The organism is Agromyces laixinhei (genome assembly GCF_006337065.1).
Lineage (GTDB): Bacteria > Actinomycetota > Actinomycetes > Actinomycetales > Microbacteriaceae > Agromyces > Agromyces laixinhei.
The window spans coordinates 2,116,697-2,139,341 of record NZ_CP040872.1; the positions used below are offsets into that span (position 1 = coordinate 2,116,697).

19 protein-coding genes and 1 tRNA gene are annotated in these 22,645 nt (G+C 69.9%); 12 read left to right on the forward strand and 8 right to left on the reverse strand.

All coding sequences use genetic code 11. From position 1 onward, the window contains the following. Positions 1-54 precede the first annotated feature (54 nt). Positions 55-1,290: a trans-sulfuration enzyme family protein gene (locus tag FHG54_RS09975; RefSeq protein ID WP_139417139.1), complete on the reverse strand. Its 1,236-nt coding sequence runs from the start codon at positions 1,288-1,290 to the stop codon at positions 55-57. A gap of 109 nt (positions 1,291-1,399) precedes the next feature. On the opposite strand from FHG54_RS09975, the gene FHG54_RS09980 reads away from it, so the two are divergent. The 3 genes from FHG54_RS09980 to FHG54_RS09990 all read left to right on the forward strand — a co-directional run bounded on the left by FHG54_RS09980 (position 1,400) and on the right by FHG54_RS09990 (position 3,756). Beyond that, positions 1,400-1,876, forward strand: a complete 477-nt coding sequence (locus FHG54_RS09980) for an Lrp/AsnC family transcriptional regulator (RefSeq protein WP_139417140.1) — start codon at positions 1,400-1,402, stop codon at positions 1,874-1,876. A gap of 161 nt (positions 1,877-2,037) precedes the next feature. Continuing rightward, on the forward strand, positions 2,038-3,138 hold the full coding sequence (locus FHG54_RS09985) for a VIT1/CCC1 transporter family protein (protein ID WP_139417141.1): 1,101 nt from the start codon (positions 2,038-2,040) through the stop codon (positions 3,136-3,138). A 51-nt stretch (positions 3,139-3,189) separates the two neighbouring features. Continuing rightward, positions 3,190-3,756: a hypothetical protein gene (locus tag FHG54_RS09990; protein ID WP_233437745.1), complete on the forward strand. Its 567-nt coding sequence runs from the start codon at positions 3,190-3,192 to the stop codon at positions 3,754-3,756. Here FHG54_RS09990 and FHG54_RS09995 read toward each other — a convergent pair whose 3' ends face one another. The 5 genes from FHG54_RS09995 to FHG54_RS10015 form a co-directional block, all read right to left on the reverse strand. Then, positions 3,757-4,626: a DUF3097 domain-containing protein gene (locus FHG54_RS09995; RefSeq protein WP_139418397.1), complete on the reverse strand. Its 870-nt coding sequence runs from the start codon at positions 4,624-4,626 to the stop codon at positions 3,757-3,759. Positions 4,627-4,736: 110 nt separating this feature from the next. Further along, positions 4,737-5,915, reverse strand: a complete 1,179-nt coding sequence (locus FHG54_RS10000) for an MFS transporter (protein ID WP_139417142.1) — start codon at positions 5,913-5,915, stop codon at positions 4,737-4,739. 83 nt (positions 5,916-5,998) lie between these two features. Beyond that, positions 5,999-9,439, reverse strand: coding sequence for an error-prone DNA polymerase (locus FHG54_RS10005; protein WP_139417143.1), 3,441 nt, complete (start codon positions 9,437-9,439; stop codon positions 5,999-6,001). A gap of 16 nt (positions 9,440-9,455) precedes the next feature. Next, entirely contained in the window at positions 9,456-11,045 is a 1,590-nt protein-coding gene (locus tag FHG54_RS10010) for a DNA polymerase Y family protein (protein ID WP_139417144.1), read from the reverse strand. After that, the gene (locus tag FHG54_RS10015; protein WP_139417145.1) at positions 11,045-11,782 is read right to left on the reverse strand and encodes a hypothetical protein; all 738 of its coding nucleotides are present in this window, start codon (positions 11,780-11,782) and stop codon (positions 11,045-11,047) included. Before FHG54_RS10015 ends, FHG54_RS10010 begins: the two co-directional genes overlap by 1 nt. 85 nt (positions 11,783-11,867) lie before the next feature. Between FHG54_RS10015 and FHG54_RS10020 the strand changes: the two genes are divergently transcribed. Together FHG54_RS10020 and FHG54_RS10025 are read left to right on the forward strand one after the other, a co-directional pair. Then, positions 11,868-12,809 (forward strand): IS1595 family transposase, encoded by a 942-nt coding sequence (locus tag FHG54_RS10020; protein WP_232333792.1) that lies wholly within the window; start codon positions 11,868-11,870, stop codon positions 12,807-12,809. 423 nt (positions 12,810-13,232) lie between these two features. After that, the gene (locus FHG54_RS10025; RefSeq protein ID WP_139417147.1) at positions 13,233-13,991 is read left to right on the forward strand and encodes a nucleotidyltransferase domain-containing protein; all 759 of its coding nucleotides are present in this window, start codon (positions 13,233-13,235) and stop codon (positions 13,989-13,991) included. Positions 13,992-14,385: 394 nt separating this feature from the next. On the opposite strand, the gene FHG54_RS10030 is transcribed toward FHG54_RS10025, so the two are convergent. Continuing rightward, a tRNA-Leu gene (locus FHG54_RS10030) sits at positions 14,386-14,469 on the reverse strand. A 111-nt stretch (positions 14,470-14,580) separates the two neighbouring features. Between FHG54_RS10030 and FHG54_RS10035 the strand changes: the two genes are divergently transcribed. Together FHG54_RS10035 and FHG54_RS10040 are read left to right on the forward strand one after the other, a co-directional pair. Further along, positions 14,581-15,906, forward strand: coding sequence for a M20/M25/M40 family metallo-hydrolase (locus FHG54_RS10035; RefSeq protein ID WP_139417148.1), 1,326 nt, complete (start codon positions 14,581-14,583; stop codon positions 15,904-15,906). Between the two features lie 40 nt (positions 15,907-15,946). Continuing rightward, entirely contained in the window at positions 15,947-16,774 is an 828-nt protein-coding gene (locus FHG54_RS10040; RefSeq protein WP_139417149.1) for an undecaprenyl-diphosphate phosphatase, read from the forward strand. Between the two features lie 45 nt (positions 16,775-16,819). Here the strand turns inward: FHG54_RS10040 and FHG54_RS10045 are convergent, their stop codons facing one another. Then, positions 16,820-17,737 (reverse strand): PAC2 family protein, encoded by a 918-nt coding sequence (locus FHG54_RS10045; RefSeq protein ID WP_232333784.1) that lies wholly within the window; start codon positions 17,735-17,737, stop codon positions 16,820-16,822. Between the two features lie 75 nt (positions 17,738-17,812). On the opposite strand from FHG54_RS10045, the gene FHG54_RS10050 reads away from it, so the two are divergent. Genes FHG54_RS10050 through FHG54_RS10070 form a run of 5 tightly spaced genes read left to right on the forward strand, consistent with a single transcriptional unit; the run spans position 17,813 to position 22,612 of the window. Continuing rightward, positions 17,813-18,487, forward strand: coding sequence for an HAD family hydrolase (locus FHG54_RS10050; RefSeq protein WP_233437746.1), 675 nt, complete (start codon positions 17,813-17,815; stop codon positions 18,485-18,487). Beyond that, entirely contained in the window at positions 18,484-19,512 is a 1,029-nt protein-coding gene (locus FHG54_RS10055) for a tRNA (adenine-N1)-methyltransferase (protein WP_139417150.1), read from the forward strand. Before FHG54_RS10050 ends, FHG54_RS10055 begins: the two co-directional genes overlap by 4 nt. 42 nt (positions 19,513-19,554) lie before the next feature. After that, positions 19,555-20,502 (forward strand): FKBP-type peptidyl-prolyl cis-trans isomerase, encoded by a 948-nt coding sequence (locus tag FHG54_RS10060; protein ID WP_139417151.1) that lies wholly within the window; start codon positions 19,555-19,557, stop codon positions 20,500-20,502. A gap of 50 nt (positions 20,503-20,552) precedes the next feature. Continuing rightward, on the forward strand, positions 20,553-21,593 hold the full coding sequence (locus tag FHG54_RS10065) for a helix-turn-helix transcriptional regulator (RefSeq protein ID WP_233437747.1): 1,041 nt from the start codon (positions 20,553-20,555) through the stop codon (positions 21,591-21,593). Next, positions 21,590-22,612, forward strand: coding sequence for a helix-turn-helix transcriptional regulator (locus FHG54_RS10070; protein WP_139417152.1), 1,023 nt, complete (start codon positions 21,590-21,592; stop codon positions 22,610-22,612). The genes FHG54_RS10065 and FHG54_RS10070 overlap by 4 nt, the downstream gene beginning before the upstream one ends. The last annotated feature ends 33 nt before the right edge of the window (positions 22,613-22,645 follow it).

The following is a 22,645-nucleotide window of genomic DNA, read 5'->3' on the forward strand; positions in this document are numbered from 1 at the left end:
CCAGGCGGCGATCCGGAGGGCGGTGGTGGCGGGACCGTCACCAGCGCCCTCCGCTCAGTCTGCGGCCATCGTCATCGATGCCGTCGCGATGACGCGATCGAGCCCGCCGAGTTCGGCAGCGGCGTCGAGCGCGGCCATGAGGTCGTTCGTGAGGTCGTCGACGTGCTCGAGGCCGATCGCGAGTCGCACGATGCCCGCGCCGGGTTTCGCCTCGCCGGCGACCGGCCGGTGGGTGAGCGAGGCCGGATGCTGCACGAGCGAGTCGACGCCGCCGAGCGAGACGGCGTGCGTGACGAGTTCGCACGACTTCGTGAACCGTGCCGCCGCGTCGTAGCCGCCGACGAGGTCGAGCGCGATGATCGAGCCGGGGCCTTCCAACTGACGGCCGAGCAGGCCGGTCGGGTCCTGGCCGGGCAGGCCCGGGTAGTGCACGGCCGCCACCGCCGGGTGGGAGCGGAGGCGTTCGGCGAGCGCTGCCGCAGTCGCCTGCTGTGCACGGACGCGCAGCGGCAGGGTGCGGAGACCGCGATGCAGGAGGTAGGCGGCCATCGGATGCAACAGGCCGCCGGTGAGGGCGCGAACCTGCCGCAGCCGCTCGACCCAGGCCCGGTCGGCGGCGACGACGCCGCCCATGACGTCGCCGTGCCCGCCGAGGTACTTGGTGGCGCTGTGCAGCACGAGCGTCGCCCCATGCTCGGCGGGGCGCTGCAACACCGGCGTGGCGAAGGTGTTGTCGACGAGCACCGGCACTTCGCCCGCAGTATCCGCGATCGCCCGGATGTCGAGCAGTTCGAGCGTCGGGTTCGCGGGCGTCTCGATGACGATGAGCCCGGTGTCGGGGCGGATGGCAGCCGAGATGCCGTCGGCATCCGTCCACGTGACCTCGGTGCCGAGCAGCCCGCTCGCGAGCACGTGGTCGGTGCCGCCGTACAGCGGGCGCACCGCGACGACGTGGGGCCGGCCCGACGAGGCCGTGGCGATGAGCGTCGCGGCGAGTGCCGCCATGCCGCTTGCGAACGCCACCGCGCCCTCGGTGCCCTCGAGCCCGGCGAGCGACTCCTCGAATCGGGCGACCCCTGGCTGCCAGAGCCGCTGGTACACTGCCGAGCTGCCCTCGCCGAGGTCGTGTCCGGTCGCGAGTTCCTCGTAGGAGGCACCACCGGTCTCGACGTCGCCGAGGGGGTTCGTGGTCGAGAAGTCGATGACGGGCACATGGGATCCGCTCTCTCGAACACCCGTCATGCCGCCGTGGACGGCGCGGGTCTCGAGGTGCGACGACGATGTCTGCATGACTCGAATCAAGCAGAATCTGTCACCATCGGCAACTCGGCATGAAGGTTCGATGCGATAAGCTGGAAATCTCGAACATCCTGCAATTCAGACCGTTGAGGAGCTCATCGTGGCGCAGAAGCCGGAACTCGACCGCGTCGACCGGGCACTGCTGCAGGCCCTCTCGACGAACGCACGTGCCTCGGGTGCGGCTCTCGCCGCCGAGGTGGGCGTCGCGGAGTCCACCGTATCGCTCAGACTGCGTCGGCTGCAGACGCTCGGCACGGTGCGCGGGTACCGAGTCGAGGTCGATCTCGCCTCGCTCGGGGTTTCTCTGCAGGCCCTCATCGCGATCCGGCTCGTCAAGCACGACCGCAACGAGATCGACGCGTTCCGCCAGGCGGTGCCGCATCTGCCCGGCGTGATCGGCGTCTTCCACATGGCGGGTGCCGAAGATTACCTGATCCACGTCGCGGCACGCGATGCCGAAGAGCTGCGGGAGTTCGTGCTCGCCTACCTCACGGGGCATCCGGCCGTCGCGCACACCGAGACCAACCTCATCTTCGAGCACGCCGACGGCGACGGCTGGAACAAGCTCGTCGGCTGACGTCTGGTTCGGCGCTCCGAAATCCTGCCAATCAGGGTGAATCCGGCGATCGCGACGGCATCGCCCGGTAGCTTGGCTGAGGCCGCGCGACGGCCGATTGCGATGGCGCGGGACGAACTCGGCACGCGAACGGTCGGGCACCCGCGATGGACGGGAGCAGCATGAACGACGTAGCTTCGGCGGGTACGGCCGCCGACCGGGCGAGATGGCGGCGATACCTCGCCGACGAACGTGCGGAAGCCGCCGTCTACCGCGAACTCGCCGCACGACGCGACGGCGAGGAGCGCGACATCCTCCTCGCCCTCGCTGCGGCAGAGGGCCGCCACGAAGCACATTGGTTCACGCTGCTCGGCGGCGATGACGATGCAGTGCCGCGTGCCGATGTGCGCACGCGTCTCCTCGGAGCGCTCGCCCGCCGCTTCGGCTCGATCTTCGTGCTCGCGCTCGCGCAGCGCGCCGAGGCGCGTTCTCCGTACGCCACCGACCCCGACGCAACGGCCGCCATGGCGGCCGACGAACGCATCCATGGCGAGGTGGTGCGCGGACTCGCCTCGCGCGGCCGCCGGCGACTCGCAGGCACCTTCCGCGCTGCGGTGTTCGGCGCAAACGACGGACTCGTCTCGAATCTCGCACTCGTACTCGGCATCGGCGCCACCGGCGTGCCCGCAGCGGTCGTGCTCTTCACCGGGCTCGCGGGCCTCCTCGCCGGCGCACTGTCGATGGGTGCGGGGGAGTACGTCTCGGTGCGGTCGCAGCGAGAGCTGCTCGAGGCATCCGCCCCCGACCCCTCTGCGCGCGAAGCGCTGCCCGACCTCGACATCGACGCCAACGAGCTCGCGCTCGTCTACCGGGCGCGCGGAATGGACGAGCGAGAGTCCGTCGAACACGCCGCCCTCGTCGTCGCACGGGTGCACGCCGCCGAACAGGTGCAGGCGCCGACCGATGCGCTGAGCGTGGTCGAGCACGACGACGAGGCCGTCGGCACCGGGCTCTCGGCTGCGATCTCGAGCTTCTGCTTCTTCGCCTCGGGCGCACTGATTCCCGTGCTGCCCTACCTCTTCGGCATGACCGGGCTTCCGGCGATCCTGACGGCCACGGTGCTCGTGGGCATCGCCCTGCTCGCCACCGGCGCGATCGTCGGCCTGCTCTCCGGCGCGTCGCCGCTGAAGCGTGCGCTTCGTCAGCTCGGCATCGGACTCGGCGCCGCAGCGGTCACCTACCTCCTCGGCCTCGCCTTCGGCACGACCATCGTCGAGAACTGACGCGCGGCGGCGCAGATCCGACCGCGCGAGTCGGAGTGCTAGTTTGCGAGCATGAACCGCGCCGAGGTTGCTCCGGAGACGATGTCGGCCGCCCCGTCCCCGGTCGCGACCGGGGTGATCATGATCGCGATGGCGATCGCGGTCTGGTGGCCGGCGTTCACGCTCGGCGCCTGGGGCGAACTCTTCTTCGATCAGATCCTCACCGTCTGGGCGGCTTCGACGGCGGCGTTCTTCTTCATCGTCTTCGATCGCCGGCCGCAACGCCGACGAGTCGTCAAGGCCATCGCACTGCTGCTCCCGAGCGTATGGCTGGTGCTCGAGTTCATCGCGGCGAACACCGACGACCCGTTGACACTGCTCGGCGATGCCGTCGGGTTCATCGCGGTCTTCTTCGCCATCCCGTTCACGATCTGGATCCTGGTTCGCGTGATGTGGCCGGAGTTCGGGAACGACATCCCGGTCGTCGGGCGATGGATGATCGTCGTCTCCATCGCCGTGATCGCGACCGCTTCGTTCCTGCTCGGCGTCAACCACCCGCACTTCCTCACGTGCGAGGACTTCGCGGTCAGCGGCAACTCGGAGCCCGCCGGGTGCACCCACCTCGACGAGCTTCCGTAGTCAGCCGGTCGGTGCGGTCACGAAGTCGATGAGCTCCTCGACCCGGCCGAGCAGTGCCGGTTCGAGGTCGCCGTACCCGCGCACGCGCCCGAGGATGTGCTGCCAGGCCCTCGCGATGTCGGCCTGTTCGGCGTGCGGCCAGCCGAAGGCCTCGCACACTCCGTGCTTCCACTCCGTGCCCCGTGGGATCACGGGCCACGCCGCCTTGCCGAGGCGGGCCGGCTTCACGCCCTGCCAGATGTCGATGAACGGGTGCCCGACGACGAGCACGTTCGCGCCGTGGGGGCCTCGCATGACGGCGTCGGCGATGCGCTGCTCCTTCGACCGGGGTACGAGGTGGTCGACGAGCACTCCGGCCTTGCGCCCCGGGCCGGGGCGGAAGTCGGCCAGCGCGTCTGCGAGCACGTCGACGCCCTCGAGGTACTCGACGACGACGCCCTCGATCCGAAGGTCGGCTCCCCAGACCTTCTCGACGAGTTCGGCGTCGTGACGTCCCTCGACGAACATCCGGCTCGGCAGGGCGACCCGCGCCGGTGAGGACTCCACGGCGAACGACCCCGACGCCGTGCGCAACCGTCCGCTGGTCGCCTCGGCCTTCGGAGCGGTGAGCTGCACCGCCTCGCCGTCGACCAGGAAGCCGTGGCCGAGCGGGAACATGCGCTTCGCGCCGAAGCGGTCTTCGAGTACGACGATGTTCTTCTCGATGCCGACCACGGCGCCGCAGAAGCCGTTGTCCGCGAGCTCGACGACGAGGTCGCGTTCGGCCTCGACCGTGGGAATCACCCGGCGCCCGCGCGCCTTCCAATCGCCGGCGAGCACGTCGCCGCCGTATCGGTCATTCGGGTCGTTGCGGAGGGGGTCGTGGGGCATCGCGGGCACCGGTCGAGGCTATCCGACGCCGCGTGATCGGTGCGGCGCCGACACGGCGACGCCCGGAACCGGCGGCCGGCCGCATTCGGTGCCCGAACCGGAGAGCGGGATCAGGAGGCCACTCGTCGTGCAGGCGACGTGCTGCTTCGTCGCAGCGTGAGCGTCCAGACCGCGCCCGCGACGGCCACGGCGGCCCCGACGCCGAACGCCCACGGGATGCCGGCGGCGTCGGCGACGAATCCGAGCATGATCGGGCCGATCCCGAGGCCGAGATCGATCGCCGCGCTTGCGGTGCCCGATGCCACGCCGCGCTGCGCAGGCGATGCGGTGGCGAAGATCGCCGCGAAGAATGCCGGTGTGCTGAATGCCACCCCGACCGCGGTGACTGCTGCACCGGCGATGAGTCCCGCGGGTGACGACCACGAGGCGGCGATCACGAGGCCCAAGCCGATCGTCGCGAGCGCGGCAGCCCCCAGCGCGAGCGGCGGCAGCCGGTCGGGGACCCGTGCGAACACGATGCGACAGACGACCACGACGCCGCCGTAGCTGAACAACGCCAGACTCGGTGTCTCGAGACCCACCTGCACGGCGTGGAGCGATGCGAAGGCCAGAAACCCGCCCATCGCGACGAGCGAGGTGAGGAATCCCAGTGCGATCGGGAGCGCAGGCCGGTGAATCAGATGGCGGACGGATTCGGCGGGTGCGGCCCGTTCCCGCGTCTCTCCGACGAGGAACGCGAGCGCCGCCGCGAGCGCGGCGAGTGCGGCGCCGCCGACCCAGGCCGCTGCGTACCCGCCGATGGCGACGAGCGCGTCGCCCGACAGCGGGCCGAGCGCGATGCCGAGATAGAGCCCGAGGGAGTTGTACGACAACGCCTCGCCGAGTCGCTCTTCAGGTGCGAGGTCGGCGAGCGCGGCGAATACGGCCACGAAGAAGGCTGCTTCGGCGACGCCCGCGAGGAGCCTCAGCACGATGACCGTGATGAGGTCGTCGGCGACAGCGGTCAGCCCCAGGCTGACCGCAGCGATCACGGCTCCACCGATGAGGAGGGGGCGGCGACCGATGTCGTCGGCGAGTCGTCCAGCGAGCGGTCGCAGCACGAGTGCCGTCAGCGCGAAGGCACCGAACGTCAACCCGGCCCATGCCACGTCGCCGCCGATCGGGCCGGTGACGTAGAGCGGGAGCACGAAGATCGCGATGCCGTCTGCCGTGAAGTAGCAGAGCTCGGCGACTCCCAGCGCGACGAACGCGCGCGTGAACAGTTTCGGCCTCGCCGGGCGACGGGTCATCTCCTGCCGCCTCGCACCGAAGGTCGTGGAGCTCGGCTGTCCACGACCTCAGGGTATGCCCGGCGAGCGGCATCCGACAGACGTCAGCGGAAGTCGCGCGATCGGTGCGGCGCCGACACGGTGAGGGGCTCGAATCGATCGGCGACGAGATTGGTGACTCCCTCGTGCGAGCGTTCGAGCATGCCCCGCACGATCATCGCCGGAGCCTCGCGAGCGATGCGGCGATAGCGGTTCCAGACCCCGACGCCCGCAATGACGTTCAACGTGCCGGATTCGTCTTCGAGGTTGAGGAAGGTGATGCCGCTCGCCGTCGCGGGCCGTTGCCGGTGCGTGACCACCCCGCCCACTTCGATGCGCCGCCCCGACTCCGCCTGCTGCAGCAGGTCGATGCGGATGACCCCGCGCTCGTCGAGCCGTTCGCGCACATGCCGGATCGGGTGGTCGTCGGGCGAGATGCCCGTGGCCCAGAGGTCGTAGACGACCTGCTCGGCCGGGCTCAGCATCGGCAGCAGCGGCGGCTGCACGACCACGACCGACCCCGCGAGGTACTCCTCGCGGTCGAGCGCTGCCTCACCCGCCATCCAGAGCGCCTCGCGCCGTTCGAGCCCGAAGCCGTCGAACGCGCCCGCCGCGGCGAGCGCCTCGAGCTGGGCGGCATCGAGCGCTCCGCGGCGCGAGACGTCGGCCATGTCGCGGTACGGCCCGTGGGCCTCGCGTTCGGCGACGAGTCGTTCGGCGACGGCCCGGCCGATGGAGGAGACCTCGGCGAGCCCGAGCCGCACCGCGAACGCGCCGTCACGGCGATGCTCGGCCCCTCGGTCGGGTTCGCGGCGATCGAAGGGGCCGACGGGCGGTTGCACGGGGTCGGCGCACGTCGCGAGGCCGGTGGGCGCGCGGCATCCGTCATCGTGGCCCGAGCCGGCACCTGCGTCGTCTGCGGCCTCGAGGCCCGCGTGCACTCCCGACCGCAGGATGTCGGGTCGCAGTACTTCCACCCCATGTCGCCGCGCATCGGCGGTGAGCGTCTGCGGCGAGTAGAACCCCATGGGCTGGGCACGGAGCAGCGCCGCGAGGAACGCCGCCGGGTAGTGCAGTTTCAGCCACGAGCTCGCATAGACGAGCAGCCCGAAGCTGAGTGCATGGCTCTCGGCGAAGCCGAAGTTCGCGAAGGCCTCGATCTTCTCGTAGATCGAGTCGGCCACTTCGCCCGTGATGCAGTTGCCGGCCATGCCCGTGTAGAGCTTCGCCTTCAGCCGCTCGATCTTCTCGATGCCGCGCTTGGAGCCCATTGCCCGTCGCAGCAGATCGGCGTCGGCGGCACTGCAGTCGCCGACCGCGACCGCCATCTGCATGAGCTGTTCTTGGAAGAGCGGCACGCCGAGCGTGCGTTCGAGCACCGGTTCGAGCTTCGGATGCAGGTAGCTGACGGCCTCTTCGCCGGTGCGCCGGCGGATGTACGGATGCACCGCACCGCCCTGCACCGGGCCGGGGCGGATGAGCGCGATCTCGACGACGAGGTCGTAGAAGCACCGGGGCTTCAGTCGGGGGAGCGTGCCCATCTGCGCCCGGCTCTCGACCTGGAACACGCCGATCGAGTCGGCACGGCAGAGCATGTCGTAGACCGCCGCCTCCTCTTTCGGCAGGCTCGCGAGTTCCCACACCTCGCCCGTCGACTCGCGTACGAGGTCGAAGGTGTACTGCAGGGCAGCGAGCATGCCGAGGCCGAGCAGGTCGAACTTCACGAGACCCATCCATGCGCAGTCGTCTTTGTCCCACTGCACCACGGTGCGCTGTTCTTTGCGAGCGTGCTCGATCGGCACCACCTCGCCGACGGGCCGATCGGTGAGCACCATGCCGCCCGAGTGGATGCCGAGGTGACGCGGAAAGGTGAGGACCTGCCCAGCGAGCTCGACGACGGCGTCGGGGATGTCGTGGTCGTCGGTCTCGACGACGGCGCCCCAGCGCTCGACCTGCCGCGACCAGGCGTCTTGCTGACCGGTGGAGTAGCCGAGCGCCTTCGCCATGTCGCGCACCGCGACCTTCGGCCGGTAGCTGATGACGTTCGCGACCTGCGCCGCATTCTGGCGGCCGTACTTCGCGTAGACGTACTGGATGATCTCCTCCCGGCGATCGGAGTCGAAGTCGACATCGATATCGGGCTCCTCATCACGCAGCGCCGAGAGGAACCGCTCGAAGGGCAGCCGGTATCCGATCGAGTCGACCGCGGTGATGCGCAGTGCGTAGCAGACCGCCGAGTTCGCCGCCGAGCCACGACCCTGGCACAGGATGCCGCGACGCCGAGCCTCGGCCACGATGTCGTGGACGATCAGGAAGTAGCCCGGGAAGTCCTTCAGCTCGATGACGTCGAGCTCGCGTTCGAGTCGTTCGCGCACATGCTGCGGCACGCCGGGGTAGAGCTCCTCAGCCCCCTGCCAGACGAGCACCCGCAGCCAGCTCATCGGCGTGTGCCCCGCCGGCACCTCTTGCTTGGGCAACTTCGGGCGGGCGCTGCGCAGGGTGAAGGCGAGTTCATCGGCGAGTGCCACCGAGCGGGCGACGGCGCCCGGGTAGCGGGCGAACCGGGCGGCCATCTCGGCACCGCTGCGCAGATGCAGCTGATCGGATGCCGGCAACCATCCGTCGAGCTCGTCGAGGCTGCGGCGGGCCCGCACCGCGGCGAGGGCAGCGGCGAGACGGTGCTCGGGCGGTGTGGCGTAATGCACGGCGTTCGTTGCGAGGAGCGGCAGGCCGGCGTGCTCGGCGAGCCCGGCGAGCACGTCGTTCGCCTGCTGGTCGAACGGATGCCCGTGGTCGAAGAGCTCGACGACGACGTTCTCGCGGCCGAAGAGCGCCGTGAGACGGTCGAGCTCCCGTGCAGCCGCATGCGCCCCGCCCTCGGCGAGCGCACGGCGCACGGCGCCCTTGCGGCACCCGGTCGGCACGACCCACTCGCCGTCGGCCCGTTCGGCGAGCTCTTCGATGGCGTACACCGGTCGCCCCTTCTCGCCGCCCGCGAGCTGGCCGGCGGTGATCGCACCGGCCAGCCGGTGGTAACCCGCCTCGCGCCGGGCGAGCACGAGGAGGTGCTCGCCCTCGGGATCGGCGAAGCCGTTCTGCGGGCCCTGCAGTCCGAGTGAGAGTTCGGCGCCGAAGACCGTCTGCAGTTGGGGAAAGCTCTCTGCGGCCTCGGCGAAGTGCACGATGCCGTAGAAGCCGTCGTGGTCGGTGACGGCGAGCCCGGTGAGCCCGAGGCGCTGCGCCTCCTCGACGAGCTGTTCGGGCGAGGACGCACCGTCGAGGAAGCTGAAGTTCGAGTGCGCGTGCAGCTCGGCGTAGGGCACGATCGGCCCGGTCGGGGCCACGAGTCCCGCCGACGGGCGGTACGGATGGCGCTTCCGGCTCCACGCGGGCGAGTCGCCGCCGTCGCCGATGGTCTTCGGCGCGCCGGGCGCACCCGGCCGGCGCTCGTCGGAGAGCTTGCGTTCGAGTTCCGACCACGGGATGCCCGGATTGTTCCAGCCCATCAGCCCCGCCCCGCCATCAGTCGTACCTCGCCTCTGCCCACCAGCCTTCGTCGTCGCGCACGAGGAGCCACGCGCAGCCCTCGTCGTCGACGATCTGGAAGCGGTGCACGCGCCTCGCGTGCTCGGCGTCCCACCAGCGTTCGACGACCGGCCAAGGGCCCGCCCAGGCCCGCACGGGCGTGGGGGCGGCGCCCGCGAGCGCGAAACGTTCGGGCTTCGCCGAGATCGCACCGCGGGCGTCGATCGTGACGACGGCACCGCCGGCGTCGAGCAGCCCGACCGGCCGGCGCTCGCGGAACACGCTCGCCGGGGCGAGCGCGGGCAGGCTGCCGGGCCACGGCGCGCTCTCGTCGCCGCGTTCGGGAGCCCGATCACCCCAGGGCACGAGCACCTGCCGGTCGGCGAGCATTCGCCCGCCGCCGATCACCGCAGTGACGACCGCGTCGTGGCCGAGCATGCTCTGCACCCGGGTGAGCCCGTGATGCACGCGCTCGTCGGGCCCGCCGCCCCAGAGCCCCTCTTCATGGTTGCCGGTGGAGTCGATGCGCTCGGGCACGACGCGCAGTCGCACGATCGGCGAGGTGAGCGCCCTGTCGGCGGTGCCTGTGCCCTGCAGCTGCCAACGCACGCGATCGACGACGTCGGCGGGGGTGAACCAGCGCGGGTGCAACCAGCCGCGGCTCGAGTGCCCGCCTGCTTCGTCGTCGATCTCGATGCGGATGCCGGTGCACACGAGCCGCTTCGCCCGCATGCGCTCGATGAACTCGGAGGCATGCACCCGGAAGGCGAAGGCGAGCTGGTCGATGCGGTCGAGCGGCGGTTCGAACTCCTGCGCGACCTCGAACTCGGGCGGCGGGGTGCGTGCGAGCACCCTCGCCTGCTCGCGCCCGGCCGCCCGATCGTGCGCGAAGGCGCCCGCCGCGCCGAATCGGCGGCGCACGTCGGCCTCGGGCAGGGCCGCGAACTCGCCGAGGGTGTGCACCCCGAGGCGGTTCAGCAGGGTTCGGGTACGGGCATCGACGACGAGTCCCACCGGCAGCGGGGCGATGAACGCAGCGGATGCCCCGGGCTCGACGATGCCCACCGGCGACTCGCCCGCAGCGTCGGCGATACCCGCAGCTCCGATCGCCCGGGCCGCCTGCTCGGCGGCGAACGGCCCGTCGGCGACTCCGACCCGCGCCCCGATCACCCCGAGTGCGGCGACGGTGCCGAGCAGGGCGCGTGCCGCGGCATCTTCACCGCCGTAGTAGCGGGCCGGACCCCGCGCCCGCATGGCGAGCGTGCCGGGGCGGACGAGCTGCACACCGGGCACCGTCTCTTCGACCCGCCGCACGACCGGCTCGAAGACGCGCACGTCGAGCGAGGCGTCGTAGTCGAGCAGGGTGAGTGCGGGGGAGCGGTACTGCGCTTCGCGGAGCTTCAGCCCGCGAACCACGCCGTCGCTGCGAGCCGCGGCCGAGCAGGCGAAGATCTGGCCGCCCTCGGTGAGGGCGACGGGTGCGGCCGGGTCGAGGCCCGATTCGCGGCACGCCGCGAACACGGGCCAGTCGGGGCACCAGAGCACGATCGTGCGGGTGGGGTCGACGTGTACCGGGTCGACGGCCATCAGACGGCCCGCCGCACGTACTCGTCGAGTCGTACCGGCGCGTTCAGGGGCGCCGATGCGCCCTGGGGAACCGCTTCATCGGCAGCGACCCGGAACTCGAGGGAGCGCCCAGGCAACTGGAGCCGGGAGCGGCCGCGACGGCCGAACTCACCGCGACCGCCGGCCGAGACGACGACATCGCGGTCGCTGAGGTGCCCGTGCCCGAGTTCGAGCCCGTGCCACTGGCTCGCCTCGACGCCGACGCTCGCGTCGCTGCCCGGCCACCGACCGGCCACGAGCAGCACGGTGCCGCGCTGCCGGAGCCGTGCGGTCAACCGCGACGCCTCGGCGGGGGAGACCTGACCGACCGGGCGCACCGCGACCACCGGAATGACGTCGGCGAGTGCCGCGACCACGGTGAGCCATTGCCGCCCGGGGTCGGGCACGAGCGCGAGCCGTTCGAGGTCGATGCCGAACCGCGAGGCGGCCTCGACGCCGAACTCGGGCATGCCGGCGACCGCGACCCAGCGCCCGCTCGCCGAGGGGCCGGCCAGAAGCGCCATGAGCAGGGTCGTCGACCCCTCGACCGAGACGATCGTGCCCTCGCGGAGGCTGCCGCCGCCGGGCAGTACCTGCTCGAAGGCCGGATGCGTGGGCACGGTCTTCGAATCGAGCCGCGTCGCCTGCATGCCCCGAATGCGGGCCTGCAGTTCTTCGACCCGCGCCGGCACTTCGGCGGGGGTGAGGGGAGCGGTCATCGTCACCCTCATAGTTTCGAACACATGTTCTAGGTATCTGTCTAACTGAAGTAGGCTTGGACTCATGGCCGAGTCTGCGCATCCGGTGGGTGGTGTCGACTATCCGCGGACGTTCCAAGAGCTCCGCGAGTGGTTCCCGGATGATGCGGCGTGCCTGGCGTACCTCGCACGGTTGCGCTGGCCGGACGGGTTCGTCTGCCCGGAATGCAAGGGTCGCGAGTTCTGGCTCACCGGCGTTGGCCTGTGGATGTGCAGTGGCTGCTCGCGGCGCACATCGGTGACCGCGGGGACGATTTTCCATCGGACGCGGACCCCGCTGTCGACGTGGTTCGCGGCGGTCTGGTTCGTCACGTCGCAGAAGAACGGGATGTCCGCACAGAGCCTGCAGCGGGTGCTCGGCTTGAAGTCTTACGAGACCGCGTGGGCGTGGATGCACAAGCTCCGCCGGGCGATGGTGCGGCCCGAACGGGACCTGCTCCACGGCGTCGTCGAAGTGGACGAGACCTTCGTCGGCGGCGTCAGTGGCGGGCACGCCGGGGCGAGCTCTGGCAAAGCCGTCGTAATGGTCGCGGTCGAAAAGCCCGGCCCGGGCCGCAAGCTCGGTCGGATCCGGCTCGGACTCGCCGACCGACCCGGCACTCTCGGACTCGTCACGTTCGCGCAGAACACCGTCGCGCAAGGCTCGACGATCCACACCGACGGCGCCCGGATGATGCGCCGGCTCGGCGAGCTTGGCTACACCCACGAGTACGCCACCGGCTACAACGCCCCCGACCCGACCGCAGTGCTGCCCGGCGTGCACCTGACCGCGTCTCTCCTGAGGCGGTGGCTGACGGGCACACTCCACTACGGCGTTGCCGAGCACCAGCTGCCCTACTACCTCGACGAGTTCACGTTCCGATTCAATCGTCGCGACGCGACCAGCCGGGGGCTGCTCTTCTACCGGCTGCTCCAGCAGGCTGTGCAGACCGACCCCCACCCACTCCAGGATCTCCTCGACCCCGATTCGAACCCCTACTTCACCTAGGCTCGCGAGACCGGCGTTGACGAGGGTCTGAACCGATGAAAAGCCAGTCAATCCCTACTTCACCTAGACAGATACCTAGACCACAAGTTCTGGGTATTTGCTTGAGTGAAGCCCGGCGGGCGCATGGCGCAGAATTCCATCCGAACGGCGAGTTCCGGCACGCGATATTCGAACTGCGAACCAGGCTCGAACCCAAGGATCGGCTTGCGGGCGCCGCAATATACGTCGTGAAGGAAGTCGCAGTGCACGCGGTGGTAGAACTCGCTCCTCTGTGCGTCGTGGACGTGGCAGGCGTGCAGCCGGTACCCTTCTGCCTGTGAAGTAGGACCCGAGAACCGCCACAGTTATGCCGTTGAGCCCCCGCTCCGGCATTTCCTGACAAGCCCGCTCTCGCCCGACCTCACTCACCAGGAGCCGAACTTCATGCTCGAATCGGACACCGCCTTCCTCGACGCCATCGCCGATGCCCTCGCAGCCCTGCCGGGCGTGCACGCCGTGACACTCGGCGGCTCTCGTGCGCTGGGGACGAACACCCCGGACAGCGATTGGGATCTGTCCGTCTACTACCGCGACGGGTTCACTCCCGACCATCTCCGTGCCGTCGGCTGGACCGGAGAAGTCTCTGAGCTCGGAGCCTGGGGCGGAGGCGTCTTCAATGGAGGGGCATGGCTTCAGATCGACGGGCGGAAGGTCGACATCCACTACCGCGACCTGGCGGTCGTCAACCGAGAGCTGGCCGAGGCCGTGCAGGGCCGGTTCCATTGGGAGCCACTGATGTTCCACCTCGCCGGCATCCCCAGCTACCTGCTGCTGGCCGAACTCGCGTCGAGCCGACAGCTGCGCGGCGACGCACTCCCGCGCCCGGCGTTCCCGGAACCGTTGCGAGACTCCGCATCACGCATGTGGCGGTCGAACGCCGCCCTCACTCTGAATTACGCACAGAACGGTTATGCCGACCGCAGCCAGCTGACGGAGACCGCTGGCGCCCTGGCGACCGCGGCGATGCAGACCGCGCACGCGGTCCTCGCCGAGCGCGGCGAATGGGTCACCAACGAGAAGCGCCTCCTTGCCCGCGCAGGGCTGCGCCGGATGGACGAGATCATCGCGAACCTCAGCACAAGCGCCACGTCACTGACCGAAGGCGTCCGTGCCGCACGAGAGCTATGCCAGTACACCCGATGACTTGATCATGGGTGGGGTCCCTGGCAGTCGGTGGGGCACCGGCTGAGATCGGTGAGGGTCGAGCACCGGCCACCTCGGTGCTGCTGAGAGCCGGTCTCGGGAGGACCGAGACGCCGGCCCTGCCGGATTCCCGTATGCCCCGCCCGATAACTGCTCGGTGAAGGCCACTAAACGCTACGCTCAGCCCCTCACCCACCCCGCGGGTCAGGCAGCCCTCTACGGCGACGATTGGGCGACGGCTACACCTAAGCAGATACCCAGCCATGTTCGAATATGCAAGTCGGCCGTGCCGACCGTCCGCAACATCCGATGGGCGTCGAGGCGCTCGTCGGATGAGCCCCTGAACAGCGAAAAGGCCGGATCAGAAACTGATCCGGCCTTCTCGACACCAGCGTGCGCGAGGGGGGACTTGAACCCCCACGCCCGTTAGGGCACTAGCACCTCAAGCTAGCGCGTCTGCCATTTCCGCCACCCGCGCTCGTGTCAGGCCGTTCCGATCACTCGGTGGCCCGAGAGAAGACATTAGCACGCTTTGAGAGGCGCCTTCGACATGATGGCCAACCACGGATGCCCCGGCTAGCGTGAGGGCATGGCCCAGTCTTCCACCGAGATCACTCCCGACATCGAGCTCGAGGAGACGGCGATCGTCGCACGCGACCTGATCCGATTCGACACCTCGAACTACGGCGAGGGCAGGGCCAACGGCGAGCGCGAGGCCGCCGAGTACGTCGAGGCCCGCCTGGCGGGGCTCGGGCTCGCGCCGCAGCTCTTCGAACCCGAGCCGCGACGCACGAGCGTCGTCGCACGAGTGCCCGGCCGCGACTCCTCCAAGCCCGCCCTCGTCGTGCACGGTCACCTCGACGTCGTGCCCGCCGACGCCCGCAATTGGAGCGTCGACCCGTTCGCGGGCGAGGTGCAGGGCGGCATGCTCTGGGGGCGTGGCGCGGTCGACATGAAAGACATGGACGCGATGATGCTGACCGCCCTCGGCGACATCATCGGCTCGGGGTCGCAGCCCGCGCGCGACCTCGTCGTCGCCTTCTTCGCCGACGAGGAGGCCGGGGGAGGAGCCGGCTCGAGCTGGCTCGTCGACCATCATCCCGAGCTCTTCGACGGTGCCGCCGAGGCCATCAGCGAGGTCGGCGGCTACTCCATCACGGTCGGCGGCCGCCGTGCCTACCTGCTGCAGACCGGTGAGAAGTCGCTGCTCTGGGTCCGTCTCGTCGCCAAGGGCACCGCGGCCCACGGGTCGCGGCTCATCCGCGACAACGCCATCACGAAGCTCGCCCAGGCGATCGCGACCCTCGGGCGCGCCGAGTGGCCGGTCCGGCTCACAGACACCACCCGCGAACTGCTCAGCGAGATCGCGGGAGTGCTCGGCGTCGACCCCGAGCAGGTCTCGCCCGACGAACTCGCCCTGGCCACGGGCTCGGCCTCGGGTTTCATCACGGCGACCCTGCGCACGACGACGAACCCGACGCTCCTCACCGCCGGCTACAAGCACAACGTCATCCCCGACCGGGCCGAAGCGCTCGTCGACATCCGCACCCTGCCCGGCGAAGAGGAGGCGGTGCTCGCCGAGGTGCGAGCACTCGTCGGCGACGAGGTCGAGGTCGAGATCGTGCACCGCGACGTCGGGCTCGAGGCCGCGACATCCGGAGCGCTCGTCGATGCCGTGAAGCGCACGCTCGGCGTGCACGATCCCGGTGCCCCGGTCTTCCCGTACCTGCTCTCGGGCGGCACCGACAACAAGGCGCTCAGCCGGCTCGGCATCGCCGGCTACGGCTTCGCGCCGCTGAGGCTGCCCGAAGGCTTGGACTTCCCTGCGATGTTCCACGGCGTTGACGAACGGGTGCCGCTCGACGCACTAGTCTTCGGAAGGCAGGTTCTGCGCGACCTCCTCCTCGACTACTGAACGAACCCACTCCTCCTGCATCCGCGGAGGCGGAAGGCGGATGCACCACGTGATCGAAGCGCTCATCCTCGGCCTCGTTCAAGGCCTGACCGAGTTCCTGCCGATCTCCTCGAGCGCACACCTGCGCATCCTGGGGGAGTTCCTTCCTGGAGCGCAGGACCCGGGCGCCGCCTTCACCGCGATCACGCAGCTGGGTACCGAGGCCGCCGTCGTGGTGTTCTTCTGGCGTGACATCGTGCGCATCGTCTCGCACTGGTTCGGCTCCTTCACGGGCAGGGTCGCCCGGAACGATCCCGATGCCCGCATGGGCTGGCTCATCATCATCGGTTCGGTGCCGATCGTCGTGCTCGGCCTGCTCTTCCAGGACCAGATCGAGACGAGCCTGCGCTCGCTCTGGATCGTCGCCACGATGCTCATCGTGTTCGGCCTCATCCTCGGGCTCGCCGACTGGGCCGGGGCGAAGCGCCGAAAGCTCGAAGACCTCACGGTGCCGCACGGCATCTTCTTCGGCCTGGCGCAGTCGCTCTCGCTGATTCCCGGTGTCTCACGCTCGGGCGGCACGATCACCATCGGTCTCTTCCTCGGCTACGAGCGTGCGGCCGCGGCGCGGTACGCATTCCTGCTCGCGATCCCGGCGGTCTTCGGCAGCGGCTTCTTCCAGCTCTTCAAGAGCCTCGACGAGCCCGGTGTGTACGGCCCGATCGAGACGGCCGCGGCAACGCTCGTCGCATTCGTCGTCGCGCTGCTCGTGATCGCGTTCTTCATGAGCTACATCTCGAAGCACAGCTTCCTGCCGTTCGTCATCTACCGGGTGCTCCTCGGCGGAACGATCCTCGTGCTGCTGAGCACCGGCGTGCTGAGCGCGTGACGGAACAGCGGTGTGCCTGAAACGGCACGCACCCGACGGAACGCCTCAGCGCGGCCCGTCGCCACGGCCGTCGGCGCGGCCGCCGGGCTCTTCTCCGCGTCGACGCAGGTAGCGCTCGAACTCCTGCGCGATCGCCTCGCCGCTCGCCTCGGGGGCGTCGACCGCATCGCGCGCCTGCTCGAGCTGCCCGATGTAGCCCGCCATCTCCTCGTCTTCGGCGGCGAGGGCGTCGACTCCCGCCTCCCACGCCTTCGCGTCGACCTCGAGGCTGCCGCGGGGGATCGAGAGCCCCGTGAGCTCCTCGACCTTGCCGAGCAGTGCCAGCACCGCCTTCGGTGACGGCGCGTTGTGCACGTAGTGCGGCACCGATGCCCACAGCGAGACCGTCGGAATGCCGACGCGCTCGGCCTGATCGGCGATGACGCTGAGAATACCGACCGGTCCCTCGTAGTTGGAGCGCTCGACGCCGAGCGCCGAGCGCATCTCGGGGTTCTCACTCGATGCGAAGACCGAGAGCGGCCGGGTGTGCGGTGCATCGGCGAGCATCGCGCCGAGCAGTACGATGCCCTCGATGTCGGCGGCGAGCGCCGCGTCGATGAGTTCGGCGGCGAAGCCCTTCCAGCTGCGGGCGGGCTCGGCGCCGAGCAGCACGTGCAGGCGGTCGGCACCCGGCCCGGTGACCCGGTCATCGGCGGTGTCGTCATCGGCGGGCACGGTGGCCGGGCCCATGATCGCCGCGCCCGGCCACTCGAGCCGGCGTGCCCCGTCGTCATCGACCACGATCGTGGGCCGCGTGAACTGGTAGTCGAAGTAGAGTTCGGGATCGACCGCGGCGACTTCGACGAGGCCGAGACGATCGACGAGGAGCTTCGCAGCTCCGGATGCCGCTTCTCCGGCGTCGTTCCATCCTTCGAATGCGACGACGAGCAGCCTTCCGCCCTCGAAACCGGCCGGCTGATTCACTCCTGGTGCCCCGCTTTCCGCCCCGGATCTCCGGGTTCATCTCCACAATAGGCCGTGCCCGTAGACTTGGCGGCTGTGACCACTCGCCTCCCCGCCGCAGTCCTCTGGGATATGGACGGCACCCTCGTCGACACCGAACGCTATTGGATGGCCGCTGAAGAGGAACTCGTCGGGTCGTTCGGGGGCTCGTGGGGCCACGACGATGCGATCGCGCTCGTCGGCAGCGGACTCTGGGAGGCGGCCGCCTACTTCCAGGCCAAGGGCGTCGATCTCGACGCCGATGAGATCGTGAGCCGCCTCACGGCTCGCGTGCGGGAGCAACTCGACGAGCACGGCGTCCCGTGGCGACCGGGCGCCCGCGAGCTGTTGCAGGCGCTCCGAGAGGCATCCGTGCCCACCGCCCTCGTCACCATGTCGATCCGCTCAATGGCCGACGACATCGTCGGTGCCATTCCGTTCGAGGCGTTCGACGTCATCGTCACGGGTGACAGCGTCGACAACGCCAAGCCGCATCCCGAGCCCTACCTCTCGGCGGCCGCCGAGCTCGGGGTCGACATCGCCGACTGCGTCGCCATCGAGGATTCACCGACGGGCCTCGCCTCGGCGCATGCATCCGGTGCGATCGCCCTGGCCGTGCCCAACTTCATTCCGCTCGACGGCCTTCCCGCCGGCGCACTGTGGCCGACCCTCGACGGGATGACCGTCGACGACGTCGCGGCACTCCTGACGGCTCGCGAGGTGACCGCATGACGCTCAGCCGGGGCGAGCAGAGCGGCCCGTTCCGCGTCGGCGACCGGGTGCAGTTGACCGGTCCGAAAGGCCGCCTGCACACGATCACCCTCCAGGCGGGCGCGCACTTCCACTCGCACAAGGGCCTGCTCGCGCACGACGACCTGATCGGCCGGCCCGACGGCTCCGTCGTCGCCAACCAGGCGGGCGTCGAGTACCTCGCCCTTCGCCCGCTGCTCACCGACTTCGTCATGTCGATGCCGCGCGGTGCCGCGATCGTCTACCCGAAAGACGCCGCGCAGATCCTCGCGCAGGCCGACATCTTCCCCGGTGCCCGCGTGGTCGAGGCCGGCGTCGGCTCCGGTGCGCTCTCGCTCTGGCTGCTCCGGGCGATCGGTGCGGCCGGCCGCCTGTACTCCTTCGAGCGTCGCGATGACTTCGCGAGCGTCGCGCGCGCCAACGTCGCGACCTTCCACGGCGCCGACCCCGAGAACTGGTCGATCACGCTCGGTGATCTGGCAGAGGTGCTGCCCGAGACGGTCGATGAGGCATCCGTCGACCGTGTCGTACTCGACATGCTCGCGCCGTGGGAGTGCCTCGAATCCGTCTCGGTCGCACTGAAGCCCGGCGGCGTGCTGCTCTGCTACATCGCCACCGCCACCCAGCTCTCGAGGGTCGCCGAGGCGATCCGTGCCACCGGGGAGTACACCGAACCGCAATCGTCCGAGACGATGGTGCGCGGCTGGCACGTGCAGGGTCTCGCCGTGCGCCCCGACCATCGCATGATCGCCCACACCGGGTTCCTCATCACCGCCCGGCGGCTCGCGCCGGGCACCATCCTGCCCGAACTGAAGCGTCGCCCGTCGAAGACCGAGTTCAGCGACGAAGACGTCGAGGCGTGGACCCCCGGGGCACTCGGCGAGCGCTCGGTCAGCGACAAGAGCCTGCGCAAGCGCGTCAGGCAGGCGGATGCCGCGGCCACACGTTCGCGCGCCGAGCCCGCTGAACCCGCTGAACCCGCTGAACCCGCCGGTCCGGCCGGGTAGGCTTTCAACGCCCCTCACCGCTCACCCAAGAATCGAGGATCAGTGCGCTCGTCATTCGCGCTCATCGCCACGGCCGGCATCATCGCCCTGACGTTGTCGGGGTGCGCCTCGGCGCCCGCTCCGGAAGCGGAACCCGGCAACTCCTCCAGCGCCGTCACGGTGAAGGGCGAATTCGGCGAAGCGCCACGCGTGACGTTCCCGACCCCGCTCGCGCCCGAAGAGACGCAGTGCACCGAGATCATCACAGGCGACGACGAGCACCTCGCCGCCGGACAGATGGCCCTCGTCGGTCTCGCCGTGTACAACGGCGCAACGGGCGAAGAGCTGCAGGTCACCGGATTCGGCGGCGACACCGGTGAGCCCGTGCCGCTCGCAAGCTCCGAGACCACGCTGCCCGGGCTCGCCAAGGCGCTCTCGTGCGGCTCGGTCGGCTCGCGCGTCGCCGCCGTCGTTCCCGAGAAAGACGGGTTCGGCCCCAACGGCAACCAGCAGCTCGGCATCGCCCCCGGCGAGAGCCTCGTGTTCGTGCTCGACATCCAACGTGCTTTCCTGCCGCGTGCCAATGGAGCGGTGCGCCTCACCCGCGACGGCTTCCCGGCCGTGGTACTCGCTCCCGACGGGCGGCCCGGCATCACGGTGCCGAAGTCCGACCCGTTCGAGACCACCGAGGTCGAGGTGCTGAAGGAGGGTTCGGGGCAGGTCGTCGAGTCCGGAGATTCGGTCGTCGTGCACTACACGGGGGTGACGTGGGCCGACGGCGAGGTGTTCGACTCCAGCTGGGAGAAGGGCGCGCCGACCATCATGACCGTCTCCGACGGCGCCGACAGCCAGGCGATCCCCGGATTCTCGAAGGCGATCGTCGGCCAGAAGGTCGGCTCTCAGGTCGCGGTCGTGATCCCGCCGAGCGACGGCTACGGCGATCAGGCGAGCGGACCGATCCCTGCGAACTCGACGCTGTTCTTCGTGATCGACATTCTGGGCGTGGTCTGAGCACCCCGGCGCGTCCGGCGCCGTCGCCGCAGTTCAGTAAGATCGCAGCTGTGGCAAGCGGCGAGAGCAAGGGTGAGGCGAAGATCCCCGTCGAGGATCGCCTGTTCAGTCTCGTCCTGGCGCTGCTCGCCACAGAGACCGGCCTGCTGAAGTCCGAAATCCTCTCGACGGTGCGCGGCTACGCAGAACGCTTCGATTCCGCGGGTCGCAACGCGAATCTCGAGCGACAGTTCGAGCGCGACAAAGACGACATCCGTGAGCTCGGCATCCCGCTCGAGACCGTCGAGTCGCCCGATCGCCCGGGCGACAACCAGGCGCTGCGCTACCGCATCCCCAAGGGCCAGTACGATCTGCCCGACGAGGTGCGCTTCACGCCCGACGAACTCGCACTGCTCGGCCTCGCGGCTGAGGTCTGGCGCGAAGCGTCGCTCTCGGCCGACTCCCAGCGGGCACTCACGAAGCTCCGTTCGCTCGGCATCGAGCCCCGCGAGCCCGTGATCGGCTACGCCCCTCGCCTGCGCGTGCGCGATGCCGCGTTCGAGCCGCTGCGGCAGGCCCTCGATCGCCGCCAGGCCGTGCGCTTCAAGTACTTCAAGCCCGGCGAGGCCGAACCGCGCGAACGCACGGTCGACCCGCTCGCGGTGGTGCTGCACGACGGCCGGTGGCACCTGCACGCCAACGACCACGATGCCGGGGGCGCCCGCACGTTCCTGCTCTCGCGCATCATCGGCGAGGTGATACCGGTGCCCGGCTCGAGCTTCGAAGCGCCGCCGCTCGGCGTGCAAGACCGTATCATCGCCGAACTGCAGCAGCTTCACGAGCGGAACGTCGCCGATCTCGCGGTCAGCGGCGGCAGCGATGCCGAGGTTCGGCTCGGCAAGCGCGCCATCGACGGCGACGAAGACGCCGGAGTCATCCGTCTGCACTACACGGATGCCGCCGTGTTCGCCGACGAGCTCGCCTCATACGGGCCCGAGGTGCGGGTGCTGTCGCCGGAGTCGCTGCGCGACGCAGTGCGCGATCGGCTCCGCGCGGTGGTCGCCGTGCACCGTGATTCGGCGACCGATGCAGCGGGGGAGGAGCAGCGATGACCGCCGGCAGATCGAAACAGCTGAAGGCGCCCGACAAACTCGTCTTCCTCCTCTCCTTCGTGCCGTACCTGCTCGAGCAGCGGGTGGTCGACGTCGATGAGGCAGCGGCCCACTTCGGGCTCTCCGAAGACGAGATCAGGCACGCCGTGCGACTCATCGCGACGTCGGGACTGCCCGGCGAGACCGGCACGTACCAGCCGAACGACCTCTTCGACATCGACTGGGACGCCTTCGAAGAAGACGATGTCATCGTCATCGTGCACCACGTCGCGATCGACGACGCTCCGCGGTTGTCGGCTCGCGAGGCGTCTGCACTCATCGCCGGCCTGCAGTACCTCTCGGCCTCACCCGAGAACGCCGGCAGCGCCTCGCTCGCGGCGCTCATGGCGAAGCTCACGGCCGGAGCATCCGCAGCGCCCAGCCGGCTGGCTGTGGCCGAATCCGTCGCGGATGCCTCGCTCGCACGCATTCGGGAGGCCGTCGCGGGCGAGCGCCAACTCGAGTTCGACTACCGCAACGCACTCGGTGTCGCCGGCCGTCGAAGGGCCGACCCGCTTCGCATCCTCTCGCAGGACGCCGACTGGTACTTGCAGGCGTACTGCCACACCCGCGAAGACGTGCGCAACTTCCGGGTCGACCGCATGAGCGATCTCGTCGTCTCCGACGCCCCGGTCGAGGACCATTCCGACCGCACGGTGCCCGACACGCTCTTCCAGAGTTCCGACTCCGACCTCGACGTGGTCGTCGACGTGGCGCCCGAGACGCTCCCGCTGTTGGCCGACTATCTCGCCGACTCCCGCACCGAACAGGTCGACGGGCGGCTGCGGGTCACGTTGCGTCTCGCGCACGTGCACGGACTCAAGCGTCTGGTCGCGGGTCTGCCGGGTCTCATCACGGTCGTCACCCCGGCCGAGGCGCGCGCCGTGGTCGCCGAATGGGCGGCAGCGGGTCTCGCCGGCTATGCCGAGTCCCCGGCCCCCGATGCCGCGCGGAGGCAGCCCGACGTCGACGACAGGTAGACTGACGTCACCCTCACCGACGAACGGACGAAC

Coding starts and splice junctions, on each gene's coding strand:
- FHG54_RS09985 (WP_139417141.1), top strand. CDS start 2,038: ATGAACGACGTAGCTTCGGCGGGTACGGCCGCCGACCGGGCGAGATGG.
- FHG54_RS10070 (WP_139417152.1), top strand. CDS start 21,590: ATGACCGCCGGCAGATCGAAACAGCTGAAGGCGCCCGACAAACTCGTC.
- FHG54_RS10055 (WP_139417150.1), top strand. CDS start 18,484: ATGACGCTCAGCCGGGGCGAGCAGAGCGGCCCGTTCCGCGTCGGCGAC.
- FHG54_RS10035 (WP_139417148.1), top strand. CDS start 14,581: ATGGCCCAGTCTTCCACCGAGATCACTCCCGACATCGAGCTCGAGGAG.
- FHG54_RS09990 (WP_233437745.1), top strand. CDS start 3,190: ATGAACCGCGCCGAGGTTGCTCCGGAGACGATGTCGGCCGCCCCGTCC.
- FHG54_RS10005 (WP_139417143.1), bottom strand. CDS start 9,439: ATGGGCTGGAACAATCCGGGCATCCCGTGGTCGGAACTCGAACGCAAG.
- FHG54_RS10015 (WP_139417145.1), bottom strand. CDS start 11,782: ATGACCGCTCCCCTCACCCCCGCCGAAGTGCCGGCGCGGGTCGAAGAA.
- FHG54_RS09975 (WP_139417139.1), bottom strand. CDS start 1,290: ATGCAGACATCGTCGTCGCACCTCGAGACCCGCGCCGTCCACGGCGGC.
- FHG54_RS10025 (WP_139417147.1), top strand. CDS start 13,233: ATGCTCGAATCGGACACCGCCTTCCTCGACGCCATCGCCGATGCCCTC.
- FHG54_RS10040 (WP_139417149.1), top strand. CDS start 15,947: ATGCACCACGTGATCGAAGCGCTCATCCTCGGCCTCGTTCAAGGCCTG.
- FHG54_RS10000 (WP_139417142.1), bottom strand. CDS start 5,915: ATGACCCGTCGCCCGGCGAGGCCGAAACTGTTCACGCGCGCGTTCGTC.
- FHG54_RS09995 (WP_139418397.1), bottom strand. CDS start 4,626: ATGCCCCACGACCCCCTCCGCAACGACCCGAATGACCGATACGGCGGC.
- FHG54_RS10010 (WP_139417144.1), bottom strand. CDS start 11,045: ATGGCCGTCGACCCGGTACACGTCGACCCCACCCGCACGATCGTGCTC.